The following is a 15,206-nucleotide window of genomic DNA, read 5'->3' as shown; positions in this document are numbered from 1 at the left end:
CGCTCGAGTTTGGGGGCGAATCCGCCATATGGCCATTGGGTTAACTATTCATCAGTCATCAACCGAGAGAAGGCCCGTTACGCACTGATCGGCATCTCTAAATGGCGAGGTTGTCGGGCGATCGCAGGCTTCTTGGGCTTGCTTAACTGCTCAAATTGAGCACTCAGCCAGTCAAATCCGTTTTCGAGGCAGGTTGTGCAGACTTCGCCAACGCCATGACCCTGATCGTCGCAAAGAATGATGCGAGCGGCAGCCATGGCAACGGGTTCAGCACAAATGAGGCAAGGTTGCACAACTGAAGGGCGATCGCACTCAACTTGAAGTTGCATATATCTACTCTTTTCGGATGAATGGACTAAAAAATTAGATAAATTGGAGACGGAGCAATCTACTCCAGTCCTAAGCATAAGAATTTGCGATGGAAACCACCTCTAGCCTAGGAGGGAGCAAGGCATAAAGTTTCCATGAAAAAATCATTGGTAAACGATTACTAAAAACAATGGCTTGATGACTCACTTGAGCCTGATTTAAACCCAGTTTAGTTGACAAATTATGGAAGAGCTAAACAACCAAGATGCGACCGTCAAAACCGTCATGGTTGTAGGCTTCTAGCACATGAGTAGCGATCGCTTCACTCTGTCCTTTTGTGACTAACGCTACACAAGCACCGCCAAAACCAGCACCCGTTAACCGAGCCCCAAAAACACCCGGCGTTTGCTGCAGTAGTTCCACTAAATGATCCAGCGCCGCGATCGACACTTCGTAGTCATCGCGCAGGCTGGCATGGGAATCATTCATGAGTTGACCAAATTCATCTGCTGCAACCCCATCTCGCGCCTGCAGAACGCGGTTGTTCTCGGTGATGACATGGCGAGCCCGTTTTCGCAACAATTCTGGTAAGGCGGCAGCAGCTTGCGGATCTGGAACGTCGCGCAGGGCCTTAACTCCCAATTGTTTCGCGGCCTCTTCACACTCGGCGCGGCGCTGGTTGTAACCACTGGCCGCAAGCGATCGCGCCACTCCGCTATCAATCACAACAATGGCAGCCCCAGCGGGAAAAGGTACAATCTGGCGTTCTAACGTGCGCGTATCGAGAAACAGCATATGTTCCGTATCGGCCAGACTGGATGCCATTTGGTCGAGAATGCCACAGCTCACGCCAGCGTACTGAATTTCAGCCTGTTGCCCCAACTGCGCAATTTTCACATCGTCAATCTCAAGGTGCAGGAGCGATCGCAATCCCCGCAAAGTCGCCACCTCCAATGCCGCGCTGCTCGATAACCCAGCACCAATGGGAACCGCAGACGTGACAAACACATTGAGAGGAGGAACATCATATCCCGCAGTTTCCAGCACACGAATGCAGCCATAAACGTAACGAGCAAAGCCTTCGGGCTTGGTGTGACTCGTTTTGATGGGGTGAATATCAATCCATTCTTCGAGTTCCGCTGAGTAAATATGATGGCGATCGTTGGGGCTGTGGCCAATTGCCACTCTCGTTTGTTGAGGTATGGCCGTCGGCAGCACAAAGCCGTCATTGTAGTCTGTGTGTTCCCCCAGCAAATTCACGCGTCCGGGAGCGATCGCCTCTACTTCTGCAGCCGCATTAAAAATTTGTATGTAGTCCATACGTTACCGCTCCAAAGGAATGGGTCGAGGTCGTCCGTTCACATCCTGATGGGGAAATTGGGGATCAAGGCTGATATTCTCCAGGCGGTTGTCATCGTGCAGGACGAAGGTATCTTCAATTTTGGCTCCTGGAATGCTGGGATTCCACGCCAAAACCATGTTGGCAGCTAAGCGATCGCTCGTTTCGGGAGTGGCGATTACTTCTCGCGCTCCGTAGCCAGCTGTGCCCCCCTGGTGGTGTTCGCGAATGGCGTTGGCATAGCCGTACTGCTCGTAGGTCTGCGCCAATGCAGCATACACCGCATTCAATGGCACTTCTACCTGAGAGCGCTCAAGGGCGATCGCCTCAATCTCCGCAATGGTGCAATGTAGAGCCTTGTCCTGGGCAGATGGGCTGTCAAACCACACAAACCGAGTCAGGCTAGCCACTAACCCCGATCCTCGCGCACAAAACACTAGCATGGCCTGCCATCCCAACCGTTCTGCGCTGGGCAAAGGGTGACGATACAGCGGCAAACGGCGATCGCCCCCGGCTAGCGTCAGAACAGGGTGCAGCCCCCTAGCCCACATGGCTCTGGCTCCAGCTCCCGCCAACTGTTGCTCAGTCCAGGTGGGTTGCGCCTGCAACAACACCTCGGTCATGGCCTCGCTGGCAAGACGCCCCACCTGCCGATACCGCTCTAGCTCACTGGGCAGCAGCACTCGCCGCTGTTTGATCAACGATTGGGGCAATGGATATTCGTGTAACGTGGTGCGATCGTGAAACGAGCCAGAAGGCTTATCGCTCAAAATTCGCCCACCGCCCACCGCCTCCAGCACAAATGCATTGCGCTTTGAGACCTCAGCCCACGGATGCACAAACAGCTGATATGGAGAAGTTTCTACAACATGAGGGAGTTGCTCGTCCTTCAGCCTTTGGGCTTCAATTTCATCTGTCAAAATCCATGCATCCGTTGGGGTAACCAGCACTTCGGCAGCACCCGTCTCTGCCCCCAGCAGCACCGTGTTAGAGCCTCCTGCTGTGGCCCAGGCAAACCAGTCTGTTCCCCGTAGGCGAATTCCAGCAGACTCCGTTTCGCTCAAGCTCTGGCGCATGAGTTTCAATTTTGCAGAAACTTCTTCAATTCGATTCATGACATGAAGGTGCCTTTGCTAAATAGACAAGTTAGGTTTATCGGCAAGCCGCCATCATAAAACGTAAAACCGTAAAACTCTGTACCGCCCACACAGCAGACATTACAGAGTCAGAACTTACGCAAACCCACTAAAGCTGGTGTGCTGGTGTTGTGGGTAGGGTGCGAAGCACCCAACCCACAACACCAATACGTAAATCCAGAGAGTTTTAGGATCTGGTGTTTGATGGTGTCGAAGTGCCTAGATTGAATTGATGTACGGGTTTCGCAGTTTGCACCAGCACCAGCCCAATGCCAATGAGCACAACTCCAGATAGCAAAAAGCCCAGATCCCACCATCCCTGATAAAGCCCAGGTTTAAGGTGATGAATCCCCAAGATATGGTGATCAACAATTCCCTCAACCAGGTTAAAGATTCCGGCTCCTGTCAACAAAGAGCCCAAAAACAGCCGACCATGCCACGCATTTTGTTCTTTGCGTCCGGCGCGCCACAGCAGGCCAATTCCAGCTAGGGTCATCAACCAATCAAACAGGTGAAACAGCCCATCTCCCAGAGTATTCAGTTCCATACCCATCACAGTTTGGTCCGTTTCAATGCTGGAAAACATATGATGCCATTGCAGCAGTTGATGAAAAACAATACCATCAAAAAATCCTCCCTGACCAATACCCAAGACCAATCCGGCTAAACACAAAGGCCACAGATTAGGCGTTAAGATAGCCTCCACATCACGTTGCGTAGAGGGATTTGAGGTTGAGCTGTTTGCGTTCATCGCCATTGTTCCTCATGGGTCTGTCGCACTGGTTTTGTCTTTGGTTCGCACCAGTTCACATTGGTTCGCAGCAGATCAGTCATTCTCGCTTTAGATTGAAACCGTTTCATTAACACGATCCCAATCTAAAGCGCAGCTTGTGAGTTGCTCAGAGGCTGAACTCATGTACTCGACTTGTTTGTTGGACTGATTTGTAGGGCGATCGCAACACTGATTATTGCGACTGAGTTGAGTTCTCATGGGGGCGCTCGGTTGCTTCAGAATTGCTCTCTGTACCCTGAGCTTTGCCCTGAGCATTATACGGATAGCCTTCTCCTTCAGGCAGCAAATCCTCGGGGTTAGCGACTGGGGTTGTAGCAGCAGAATCGACTTGCCCACTGTCGTGACTGTGCTTAATTCCAGGCCCTTTATGGCTTGCATGACCACTACTCATGGGGTTCCTCCATTCATCTTGAAATCATCTTGAAAAGATCGCCAAAATGACCCAACATACGGTCATTCTGGCGTATGGCTGAATTCCTCACATGAATCAAAAATTGGTTCTCTTAAATCTGGCTTAAACGTTGCTTGCAGCCGATGAAAAACACATCTACCAAATATATTTGTTTGTATTCATGCAGAATCCTGCTGTTTGTCTATTAGAAAACAACTTGAAGGATTACACTTCATCCTTAGTGCTTATTCTGGTCAGCGATCGCCGATTTTCGTTTCCCTACTCCAACGTCACCGCCACTGCTTGTAGCTCTTTGGCTTTTTCTTCGGGTAGGGCATCGTTGGCAAACATTCCAGCGGCCAACTCAGTCCCCGCCAAATATTTGAGGCGATCGCTCGTGCGGTAGGGGGGATAAAATTCCGCATGGAGGTGCCATTCAGGATGCGATCGCCCATTCACAGGCGCTTGAAACCAAGCCATCAAGTAGGGAAACGGACGCTGCCATAACCCATCAAATTTTAATGTCACCGTTTTCAGCGCTTTGGCCAGTCCAGCCCGCTCATGGGTGCTGAGGTCAGCAAAGGTTGCGCTCGGTTGAATAGGAGCAATCCACACCTCGTAAGGATACCGGGCACACACCGGAACAAATGCAACAGCCCACTCATCCTGATATAAAATCCTTTGGCCGTCCTGAATTTCTTTCGCAATCAAATCCTGCAACAATCCTCGCTGATGTTGCTGATAGTATTCACGCTGGCATGTTTCCATCCGAGCTGGCACGGGCGGAACAAAGGGATAGGCATAGATTTGCCCATGGGGATGGTGCAGCGTCACCCCCACCTCAACGCCCTTATTCTCAAACGGTAGCACGTAGCGAATTTGGGAATGCTCGCTGATGGCACGAGTGCGATCGCCCCACACCTGAAACAACAACTCTAAATGATCCAACGGTAACGAACTCAAAGAAGCCTGCGGATTTTGTGTAAACACAACCACCTCGCAGGCTCCATTGGCAGGGACAGTCTCTACAATTTCTGTGGGCGCTTCGGTTACCGAAAGAATCAAGGACGGAAACCGATTGTCAAACACCGCAATGTCGTAGTTTCCCTGGGGTAGTTCGGTTGGAAAGTTAGGATCTTTTGTCGGAGCCAGTGGATTGTATTCCGGCGGGGGCATGAACGTGCGCCCCTGACGGTGGCTGGCATACGCAACCCATTCCCCTCGCAGTGGATGCCACCGCAAATGCGGCGTAGCCTGTACAGGCTCCCGACTTGGACTAGGGGCAACTATTCCCTCCGCAATGGGGAACCTGCTGTACAGCGTTAGTTTGCGTCCGTCGGGCTTTAACAGCGTCTGAGAATGCATCTTCCATTTGGGACCATGCCACTTTTACCGATTCTAGAAGCATAGTCTGCTCTTCTGGCGGGTAGCCCCTGCCCAAAGTAGCAGATGCGATCGCCTCAATCGGGAATTTTGGTGTGCGATCGGCATATAGCAGCCCATTTGCCTCTTGGAAGGTATCCGTCAACTGGGTGTAGCAAAAGCCGCTAAAGATCTCGACCTGATTCACGGCTTCTAGCAATGCGCCGTATTGCAGTTGAAATTCCGAAATATTGCACGAGCGAGCGTAGCCCCAAGTCGAGTCGAGGTCTTCGGGTTTGGTATAGGCAATCCCACCAAACTCCGTCAGCATAATCGGCTGCCCCTGGTGCGGATAGCCATCCAGCGTCAGCACCCGCCCCCCTGGCCGCTGCCGATCAAACAGATCGGTCAGCTTCACCTCCGGGCCATACCGCTTGGACAAACTCTGCGGATTGGTGTCATAGTCGTGAATCGCCAAAATATCGGTAGATGTGCTTTCCCACCCATCATTCCCAATTACCGGACGAGTGGGATCCAGAGTTTTGGTGAGGTGGTACAGCGCTTGCACCCAGTGGCGGTGCGCCGGAGTGGCCGTTAAGTCGGGCACCCCCCACGACTCATTGAACGGCACCCAAACCACCACACAGGGATGGCTCGCATCTCGCTCAATGACTTCTGTCCATTCCTTGGTCAACCGTTCAATCGCCTTAGGAGTGAAGCGATAGGCGCTGGGCATTTCTTCCCACACCAACAGACCCAACACATCGGCCCAGTATAGGAAGCGTGGATCTTCAATCTTCTGGTGTTTGCGAACCCCATTAAAGCCCATCTGCTTCACCAACTCTACATCGCGGCGCAGCGCCTCGTCCGATGGAGCCGTCATCAAGGTCTCTTCCCAATAGCCCTGATCAAGCACCAGACGCAAGTAGTACGGTTGCCCGTTCAACATAAAGCGATCGCGCTGAATGCTGACGGTGCGCATGGCCGTATAGGATGCCACCTCATCCACTAACTGCCCCTGGCACCACAGTTGAATCTGAGCATCAATCAACGTCGGCTTTTCGGGGCTCCACAACAATTCGTTGCGGTAGTCGTCAATTCCCGGATCCGATAATGCAATTCGACGGTGAATTTCACCATTCATTACTTCATAGGTATCGTTGACCAACAGCTGGTTGCCAACCGTTAGTCGAACCTTCAAGTGCATGTCCTGTTGCGGTTGGCCGGTCACAAAGCCTTCAAACCCGATTTCCCATCGTTCAAAGTGCGGAGTCCACTTGATGCGTTCAATGTAGGTTGAAGGAACTTGCTCCAGCCACACCGTTTGCCAAATGCCACTTGTACGCGGATACCAAATGCTATGGGGCTCAAGCTGCCAGTCCTGTTTGCCTCGCGGTTTGGCCAGATCGTGCGGATCGTCTGCGGCCCATACCGTTACCGTTTGCACGCCCTCGCCATGCAGCACCGATGTAATATCGACCGAAAAGGGAGTATGGCCGCCTTCGTGATCGATCATGAACTGTCCGTTCACCCACACGCGGGCTCGATAATCGACCGCCCCAAAGTGAAGTAACACCCGGTTTTCATTGGGCTGTATGGCAAAGTCTCGCTGATACCAATAGTTCGTATGAAAGCCTGTGTCGTGAATCCCACTTCGGATAGATTCCGGTGCAAAGGGAACTTCGATATGCTGGCTCCAGGTTGCGATATCAGAAGGAATTCTATACTTTCCTTCATCATCAAAAATAAACCTCCATGCCCCGTTCAGCGAGGTCCATTGTGGGCGTTGGAGCTGGGGACGAGGGTATGCGGCTTCCAGTTGCGATCGCTTTGTGGCTGTCAGGTCGCAAGGATATTGGTTTTCGAGGCACTTACCAAAGGACTTCATAGAGATATCGAGCCAAACTGCTTTCTATTAGGATGCCCTTTCACACATCCTTACATAACTCTATTCTCGCAGTTCTTTTGAGCTGTGAACGATATTTAATTGCTTGATTTATCAATTCTTACCTCATCAAGCTTTCAGAGCATTTCCTAAATAAAATACTTTGATTACATAAATTTCAAAGCTACTCGCAACAAAGGCTTTGGCTGTTCTTATGCGTGCCTAGCAATCAGGTATTTTTCTAACGATTGCTCAGCTCGCTTCTTGTTAAATCGCCCCTGTTTTCCTCTGCTACAGCTGCAATCCTTTTTGATGTAAGGACTGCTCAATGTGTTGCATGTCGCTCAGCGTTTCACCTGCAACAATGCCGTAAATCTCGGTGAAGATTTTGCCGTACTTCACTTTCTCCAGTGCCGACAGAATCATAAAATCCTGATTGTCCAACGCTGGCTTCAGCGTGCTCAAAATCGAATCGAGCGTTCCTTCCATTGTGTAGTTGCTAGAGTATTTTGCGATCGCTTTATTGTGGGCTGTCAACCGATGCCGCTGTAAACATAGGGGCGTAGAGCCGTTAATCCGAAAGTTTGCATCAATCGCGTACAGTTGACCATCTCGATCTTCCAATACATCAAACCCAATCACACCAAAGTACCCCTGTTGATGGGCTGCACTTCCCATCGCAGCAATCATGTCGTAGAACTTACTGAGATCGTACGTATAGTCAATGATGCCACCCAAATAGTTGCCCTCGGGGCTAACAATTTGCTGAGTCACCCCAATGAGCGTCATTGCTCCTTGTTTACTTACATAAAACTGCACACAGTAATTTTGAACTTCGTGTTTTACAAACTCAGAAATAATGATTGTCTTTAAAAGGCGAATCTTTAAGTACTGTTTGAGTTCGTCTAGGCAATAGTTGAGGTCGCTCTTGTTGCGGATAATATAGGTTCCTTCACCGGATAAGCCATGGGATGTTTTGATGAGGTAGGGAAATTGTTCAGGAAAGGAAATAGCGGCTAAGGGAGTTTGATCTAGAAAATACGTGTGATAGTTAGGGCAGGATACACCTAGTTTTGCCAAGGTTGCTTTGCTCAGCAAGTGGTAGTGCGTATCGGGAGGAATGGCATGTTTTTCGGGGTGCAAATGGTCGAACGGGAAGAGCGTCAGCACGTGATCAATGCGATCGCTCTGGCTCAGGTCATCGAGATACGTTGCACAGTCCAGTTTTTCTAAATGCGGATACCGAAAACCAAACTGATCCTGCCAGTACTGCATCAGCAGTGGATGAGGTGGACTGATGACAATACCGGGAAGGCGATCGCCCAATACAGCTAAATTTTTCCAAGGCTCTTTTTGGCAAATTTTATTGAATGGAGTTTTGGTAGATTCGCTGCTACCGTCCTGTAAAAAGTACTTTTGAGTGTTGGGATAGGCAGCCCAACTTGCCGTTGCGGGGTAGTTGAGCAGCAATGCGTAGCGATCGTTCTCAATATCTTGACCGAACAAATCGGACAAAGAGTTTCCTTGAAAGTATGGAAAGGTCGAGGAAGTCATTAAAGTCATTAATTTTAGGCAAACGTTATCAATTTATCCTTGTGGTTAAAAATTGTGGGCATCGTCTGCTCCTCGCATCTGTCGGCGATCGCAGGGCCGAGAACTGTAGGCCCAGCCAATGCATCCTTAAATCTTGCGAGCAAGCGATGGATGAGGGCTTCTATTTGTAGCCTAGCGGCTGATTCTTCATTCCATCTCCATCCCAAGCATTATCCGACTGTCAACTTTAGTAAGGTTGTGTTTGCTTTAGTAAGGCTTACGCATTTCATCCAAAAATCATTCACCTGCGTTAAGTCCTGTTTAGGTGAGATCTCAAGGTGCTTCGATAAACAGCGCATATAAAAGAAATTGCCCCTCTGTTGGCTTCGCAGTGTGAAACTCAACAGAGAGGCATACAGACGCGTTACGAAACGGAGAAACTAGCGAATCCAATGAACGGTGCGCTTTTCCAACACGGCAAAGATGCCGTACAGCACAATCCCCATCACGGCCAAAGCCATCAGTGCTAAAAAGGCCAACGGGACTCGAAAATTGGAACTCGCGTTCAAAATGACATAACCAATGCCGCCATTCGAAGCAACAGTCTCGGCAATGACAGAACCGATAAACGCCTGCGAGATTGCAACTTTTAAGGAGGCAAACAAGTAGGGCAATGTATGGGGTAGACCAACTTTTTGAAACACTTCGATTTTGGAGGCTCCAAGCGATACCAGCACATCTTGCATTTCGGGTTCTACCGTGGCCAACCCGATCGCCACATTCACAGCAATGGGAAAAAAGGCCAGCAAAAATGCAGTGAGAATGGCGGGTGTCGTTCCAATGCCAAACCAAATTGCCATCAGCGGCACAAGCGCCACCTTTGGAATCGTGTTAAACCCAATCAATAACGGATAAAGCGTGAGGTAAGCGACCCGCGAGTAACCAATCGCAAATCCCAAAAATACACCCGTCACGAGCGCTAGCCCAAAACCAATTAGGGTGGTGTTCAGCGTGGTAATCGCATTGCGGGTAACCACTGGCCCCCACTGAGCCAGTTCAGCAAAGATGGCAGACGGTGCAGGCAACACAAACGTGGGAATGGAAAACAGTCGTACTGCCAACTCCCACCCGATCAGCAACAACACCGTCGTTATCAGCGGGAACAGATAGGACGAGTGCTTGGACTTGAGAATATCTTTGAGCGTTAGCATAGGTTGATGGATGAGTGAAGAGTTGAGCAGAGGCTAGCAAGTTCGATACGAGCATAGATCGATACTCAAGATGAACAAGCAATGGATATGTTTCATCCAATGAAAGCGAGAAATATCGATGCGATCGCCCTTAACCAACACAGAATCCAGAAAAGGCACAGTCTTCACCTCAAAGCGTAGATAGATATTGGTGAAGATTTGCGAAGCACCATAAGTTGTGCTGCTAGTTGCGTTGAATATGGCGACGCAGCTCGGTATACATTTGGTGGAATTCCTCTGAGAAGCACATATCGAGGGTGCGGGGACGAGGCAAGTTGACCTCAATCCGATGCACAATCTGGCTGGGCCTTGGCCCCATCACATACACCGTATCTGATAGAAATAGGGCTTCTCGCAAATCGTGAGTCACCAACACACTGGTACATTGGGTGCGAGCCCACAGCCGCTGCAACATATCCCACATTTCCTCACGGGTAAATGCATCGAGTGCGGCAAACGGTTCATCCAGTAGCAAAATCTCGGGTTGATGGATGAGGGCGCGACAGAGCGAAGCTCGCTGCCGCATCCCCCCAGAGAGCTGCCAGGGATAGTGAGTTTGAAAATCCTGCAAGCCCACCGTAGACAGCAGTTCCCGAGCTTTTGCCAAGTACAGCGCTTTTTGCGATCGCAACTGATGCTTGTGAGGCGGCACAATCTCCAGCGGCAGCAAGACATTTCTCAACGTGTTGCGCCAGGGAAGCAAGACGGGGTTTTGAAAGGCAATCCCAACGTTTTTCAGCGGTTTTTTGATAGGGTCTCCATAAAATGAGACCTCACCCAACGTCGCTGGATTGAGTCCCGAAATCATGCGTAAAAGCGAGGTTTTGCCGCAGCCGCTTGATCCAACAATCGACACAAACTCAGAAGGCCGAATGGTAAAGTCCACCTGGTCGATCACCCGCATCGGGCGACCAGCAGATAGATATTCGAGGCCGACTTTTTTGAACTCTAAAACGGGAGTAACATCCGTGGGGCGAGCCGTAACGAGAGGAGCAGACTCAGGCATAGACAAATCCTTTTGCTTTAACAACTGCTTTGGGATGGAGACCGTGTGCCCTAGGGGAGCGATCGCTCTGCTGCATCCGGTAAGTACTGGGCGTCAAAAATCTCATTCGCGGCTGGAGTTCGCGCTAGCCCAAAGCCGCTCACCACCAGATCAATCGTGCGCTCGAAGCGCTGTGGATCGACGGCTCCCCATCCGTTTTGAGTCACCTCTGGCGATAGGAACAATGTGTCGATGGCAATTTGCAGGCGTTCCCGCTCCAAGTCTTTTTCAAAGAGATCATCAAACTCGGCCATGATGTCGATCGCCTCATCGGGATTGCTCAGCGTATCCTGGAGGCCACGCGCCAATGCTCGCAAAAATCCTCGCACCGCCTCCGGGTTATTCTCTAAATAAGAAGCAGAAACGATGACCGCATTTCCGTATAAATCGAGACCATAATCTGTGAACCGAAAAATATTTAGGCGTTCAGGAGGATAGCCTGCTTCCTTTAAATTAGGCAGCGCCGAAATGGTGAAGGGGGCGATCGCATCAATTTCTTTTGTTAGAAGCAGCGTTTGCTGAAGCTTCGATTCGATGGCCGGTAGCTCCACCTGCGCCTCGTCAAATCCAACCGTTTGAGCAAACAGGGGCAAAAGGCGTCGAGTGGCGCTGCCGGCAGGAATTCCCAACTTTTTGCCTTCTAGTTGTTTAGGATCTGTAATGCCGCTTTCGTCGAGCGTCATCACCGCCATAGGCGATTGGTTGTAATAGATGGCAACGGCTCGCACAGGCGTTTCTGGATTGTTGACATTAAACTCCATCAAGCTATTAATATCGCCAAACCCCATATCAAAGGCACCTGAAGCAACTTTGGTAATGGCATCGGCAGAGCCTGTTCCGGGTTCAAAGGCAACATCAACGCCCTCTTCTGCAAAGTAGCCCTTTTCAATTGCCACTCCGATTGGGGCATGAACCCCCTGCACCGCCCAGTCTAGAGTAAAGCGAACCGTGGCACTATTAGACGTGCTTGTTGCTTCAGCACTGGTTGGCTCAGAGGGTGCTTGGGGGCTGGTGCAGGCTTTGAGCATGAGGACTGTGGCGATCGCGGCCACAGCTTGTACCAAAAACGTACGACGACGAAACATGACCATAATTACCATTTCTCCTTAAAATTCGGTTGACTCGGTATTGCAGCTCGCAGTTTCAAGGCGTGCAGTGCCGACTTTGAACACCGCAACTATTCACACTGCGCACAAGGATGAACCTTAAAAAATGAAACGCTGACCTAACGCTGATTTAGCGACCCAATTTGACTGGTTGGTTGACTCGGGGTTTGATTTGCAATGTTTGACTGTCGGGTGTTCCGCCAATTTGATGAACTCCGATCGATAAATTGTTCAGACGCCGAGTTGTGGTTGAGTTGTCGAGCCAATAACAAAGTGTTCCGGTAACAGAGTGTTCAGATAACAAAGTGTTCAGAAACGGTTCAGCAATGGGCAACCCACCTAAATCCAAAAGAGACCAGGAAGATTCAACCCTACAGAAATATTGAAGACTCTCGCTTAAAGTCTATCCAGATAAGCGATTCAACAAATCATATATGATATATAATCCTAAGAGCTTGAGTGGGAATGAACTGTATTGCGTGCTACTAAACAGGCTCTATTCCCGATCGAAATCAAGAATTTGGAGATTCGACGTTGAATTTTATGATTGGCTAAGTAGATACCAAAATGAACGCTGCGATCGCGCAAGAGTTCGGGTTTGTAGAATTTGGTGCGAATGAAATCGCACATGGCATTTCATCAGCATTGATATGCCGAAATTAACCATTACATTTCAAAAAATGAGGATATTGGAGTGACTCATCATGTGTTGAATGCAACCTGTGAAACGGTTCATTTTGGCGGCTTTTCATCTGCGCTGCCGCCCGCGATTGTGGTGCAGTCGAGCGATCGCATTACCGTAGAAACCTATACCGGATATCAACTGTATGAGCAGGCTCCGGCGCAATTTTTGCCCCCCGGCTTAATCGACATTTGCCAACATCTGCCGCGTGATCGTCACGTCAGCAGTGGTCCACACTTGCTAACAGGGCCAATCTACATTGACCAAGCCCAACCCGGAGACGTGCTGGAAGTTTATCTAGAGCAAATCGTGCCCAGCGTTCCTATGGCATTTAACCTTATTCGTGAGGGGGCGGGGGCATTACCCAAGCGTTTTTGTCAAACCCGGGTACGATTTATAGAGCTTGATTTAGAGCGCCAAGTGCTGGAGTTTCCCTCAGGCAGCGGCATTCAGGTACCGTTGCAACCCTTTTTTGGAGTGATTGGGGTAGCCACCCAGGACACAAACCGCAATTCAATTCCACCAGGAGACTACGGCGGCAATATGGATAGTCGCCATTTGCAGGCTGGCTCTCGGCTATGGCTGCCCGTTTATCTGCCGGGTGCGCTGTTGTCGATTGGGGATGGGCACAGTGCCCAGGGGGATGGCGAAGTCAGCCTGACCGCTGTGGAAACGTCAATGAACGGCACAATTCAAGTTTGGGTGCGATCGCACATTCCCCAGGCATTGTTACCCCTAGTCGAAACACCAGACTACTGGATGACCATGGGCTTTGCCCCCAGTCTGGATGAGGCGTGTGAGCAAGCATTAACCAAAATGATCCTGCTGTTGGAAACCTATTTGGGATTAGATGCAGAAGATGCTTATGTGTTGTGCAGTATCGCGGTACATTTTCACATTACGCAGGTCGCCAATGCACCCCGGCGCGGAGTCCATGCGCTCCTGCCCAAATCGTTATTACCCAAAGCGATCGCATTATAAGACCGCACTTCAACACGGTTATGGAAAAGGGGCTGAGCCTCTTCTTCTCAACCGTTCCCCTAGCGAGCACAGCCCTCTTGCTTAGGAACGAAGGTCAACTCGTCGAGCAATAACCGCCACTGGCCCCCCGCCGGGCGGCCCCTGATGTTCGCTACCGCCAGACACATACACCATTGGATCTTGAATCACGGAAGCCACCACCGCTCCCACCACCGCGCGGGCCATGCGCGTATGGCTAATATCTGAATCATCTAGCATCGTATGCCGTCTATTCAAAATATATCCCGATGGATCTGCCTCTGCTTTCGCAAAAATGTTCACGATTTGATCCACAGGTTGTTCCACCTGGGCGATCGCTCGATGAATCGCTTGAGTATCCAAGGCATGCTGCATCACGCTGTGACCAATTACATAGGCGCTCGTGGAAGTTGGCGCATTGCCTAAAACCAAAATTTCGCAATTGCGCAGCTCCACCCCAGCAGATGTAGAGGCTACACGCGAGTAAATTTCATAATCTCGGCATACGGTTTCGGCGGTAATGTGATCGGGTGCAACTTCCCCAAGCGCGATCGCCACACCCAAGGCAGAGGCTCCTCGCGAGTAAGCCATGGATTTGTAGCTGTCGCTTAAAACGGACGCAGCCGACTCTGCGCTGGGATTCGCTGTCACCGTCCGATGGGCCGTTACCAGTGGACATTTAATTTGCACAAAATGGACATGCTCCGGTTCTAGCCCTGCTTCTGCGATCGCAGCTTTGACCCCATCTGCAACCGTGTGTACCATGTCCAGCGATCCAATTTCCTCCGGCAAAAAGTCGCGCGTGTGGTGGGTGCCCAACACCAATCCCCAGCGAGGAGATATTGCAGACTGGGCAGGCTCCCGAGTAAACACGGTTAAGTGGGGACTCAACACACCTTCCGTGCCGCCAGACATCACGTAAATAATGCGTCTGGCAGCGGTAATCCCAATCTTTTCTGCCAAGTACTGTTGCAACGACTGCACTGCAAATCCTCGCGTAAAGTCGTTGACGCAGCCATTACCCTCGGTTTTGCCCAAAATAGCCACAATAGAGGCGGGGTCAATGCGGCCCTGCTCAACTAGTTCTGCCAAGCCACAGACATCATCTGGCCCCTGTTGTGGAATTTTGAACACGTTGACCTGCATGCGATCGCGCTCCTCTGCATCTAAACTGCGTTGATACGATAAAACATGAATCGCTCCGCCAATACTACGGTTAAGCCCGTTGAGTTAAAACGATCCAACAAAAGCCAGCGAGTGATCATCTCAAGCGAACTTGAATCCTTTAACGAACTCCTCGACTTCATTGCTACAAACCCTACTTGGCTGGGTTATCCAAGCCAAAAAGAATGTATAAGAGCTTGCTTCAAGCATAA

At 50.4% G+C, this 15,206-nt stretch carries 13 protein-coding genes; 1 reads left to right on the top strand and 12 read right to left on the bottom strand.

Features of this window, described 5'->3' with window-relative positions:
* Positions 1-77: 77 nt before the first annotated feature.
* The 11 genes from ACQ4M4_RS05645 to ACQ4M4_RS05595 all read right to left on the bottom strand — a co-directional run bounded on the left by ACQ4M4_RS05645 (position 78) and on the right by ACQ4M4_RS05595 (position 12,134).
* A complete protein-coding gene (locus ACQ4M4_RS05645; RefSeq protein ID WP_430683495.1) occupies positions 78-329 on the bottom strand; it encodes a hypothetical protein in 252 nt (83 codons plus the stop codon).
* Between the two features lie 232 nt (positions 330-561).
* Entirely contained in the window at positions 562-1,629 is a 1,068-nt protein-coding gene (galK, locus tag ACQ4M4_RS05640; protein ID WP_430683494.1) for a galactokinase, read from the bottom strand.
* Positions 1,630-1,632: 3 nt separating this feature from the next.
* Positions 1,633-2,763 (bottom strand): M24 family metallopeptidase, encoded by a 1,131-nt coding sequence (locus tag ACQ4M4_RS05635; RefSeq protein WP_430683493.1) that lies wholly within the window; start codon positions 2,761-2,763, stop codon positions 1,633-1,635.
* Between the two features lie 208 nt (positions 2,764-2,971).
* On the bottom strand, positions 2,972-3,535 hold the full coding sequence (locus ACQ4M4_RS05630; protein ID WP_430683492.1) for a DUF2243 domain-containing protein: 564 nt from the start codon (positions 3,533-3,535) through the stop codon (positions 2,972-2,974).
* A gap of 214 nt (positions 3,536-3,749) precedes the next feature.
* Positions 3,750-3,968 (bottom strand): hypothetical protein, encoded by a 219-nt coding sequence (locus ACQ4M4_RS05625; RefSeq protein ID WP_430683491.1) that lies wholly within the window; start codon positions 3,966-3,968, stop codon positions 3,750-3,752.
* Positions 3,969-4,247: 279 nt separating this feature from the next.
* Positions 4,248-5,333, bottom strand: coding sequence for a galactose-1-phosphate uridylyltransferase (galT, locus tag ACQ4M4_RS05620; protein WP_430683490.1), 1,086 nt, complete (start codon positions 5,331-5,333; stop codon positions 4,248-4,250).
* On the bottom strand, positions 5,245-7,218 hold the full coding sequence (locus ACQ4M4_RS05615; protein WP_430683489.1) for a glycoside hydrolase family 2 protein: 1,974 nt from the start codon (positions 7,216-7,218) through the stop codon (positions 5,245-5,247). Before ACQ4M4_RS05615 ends, galT begins: the two co-directional genes overlap by 89 nt.
* A 288-nt stretch (positions 7,219-7,506) precedes the next feature.
* A complete protein-coding gene (locus tag ACQ4M4_RS05610; protein WP_430683488.1) occupies positions 7,507-8,730 on the bottom strand; it encodes an ATP-grasp domain-containing protein in 1,224 nt (407 codons plus the stop codon).
* Between the two features lie 458 nt (positions 8,731-9,188).
* Positions 9,189-9,959, bottom strand: a complete 771-nt coding sequence (locus ACQ4M4_RS05605) for an ABC transporter permease (RefSeq protein WP_430683487.1) — start codon at positions 9,957-9,959, stop codon at positions 9,189-9,191.
* Between the two features lie 223 nt (positions 9,960-10,182).
* Complete coding sequence (locus ACQ4M4_RS05600) at positions 10,183-11,004, bottom strand: ABC transporter ATP-binding protein (protein WP_430683486.1); 822 nt, start codon at positions 11,002-11,004, stop codon at positions 10,183-10,185.
* Positions 11,005-11,054: 50 nt separating this feature from the next.
* Positions 11,055-12,134, bottom strand: coding sequence for an ABC transporter substrate-binding protein (locus ACQ4M4_RS05595; protein ID WP_430683485.1), 1,080 nt, complete (start codon positions 12,132-12,134; stop codon positions 11,055-11,057).
* Between the two features lie 709 nt (positions 12,135-12,843).
* Here ACQ4M4_RS05595 and ACQ4M4_RS05590 point away from each other — a divergent pair.
* Positions 12,844-13,812, top strand: a complete 969-nt coding sequence (locus ACQ4M4_RS05590) for an acetamidase/formamidase family protein (protein ID WP_430683484.1) — start codon at positions 12,844-12,846, stop codon at positions 13,810-13,812.
* An 81-nt stretch (positions 13,813-13,893) separates the two neighbouring features.
* Here the strand turns inward: ACQ4M4_RS05590 and ACQ4M4_RS05585 are convergent, their stop codons facing one another.
* On the bottom strand, positions 13,894-14,976 hold the full coding sequence (locus tag ACQ4M4_RS05585) for a ring-opening amidohydrolase (RefSeq protein ID WP_430683483.1): 1,083 nt from the start codon (positions 14,974-14,976) through the stop codon (positions 13,894-13,896).
* Positions 14,977-15,206: the final 230 nt, after the last annotated feature.

Origin of the sequence: Leptolyngbya sp. AN02str (assembly GCF_050565595.1) — a bacterium.
Taxonomy (GTDB): Bacteria; Cyanobacteriota; Cyanobacteriia; order Elainellales; family Elainellaceae; genus Kaiparowitsia.
The sequence above is the reverse complement of the archived record's forward strand: the minus strand, read 5'-3'. Positions and strand labels throughout refer to the sequence as shown.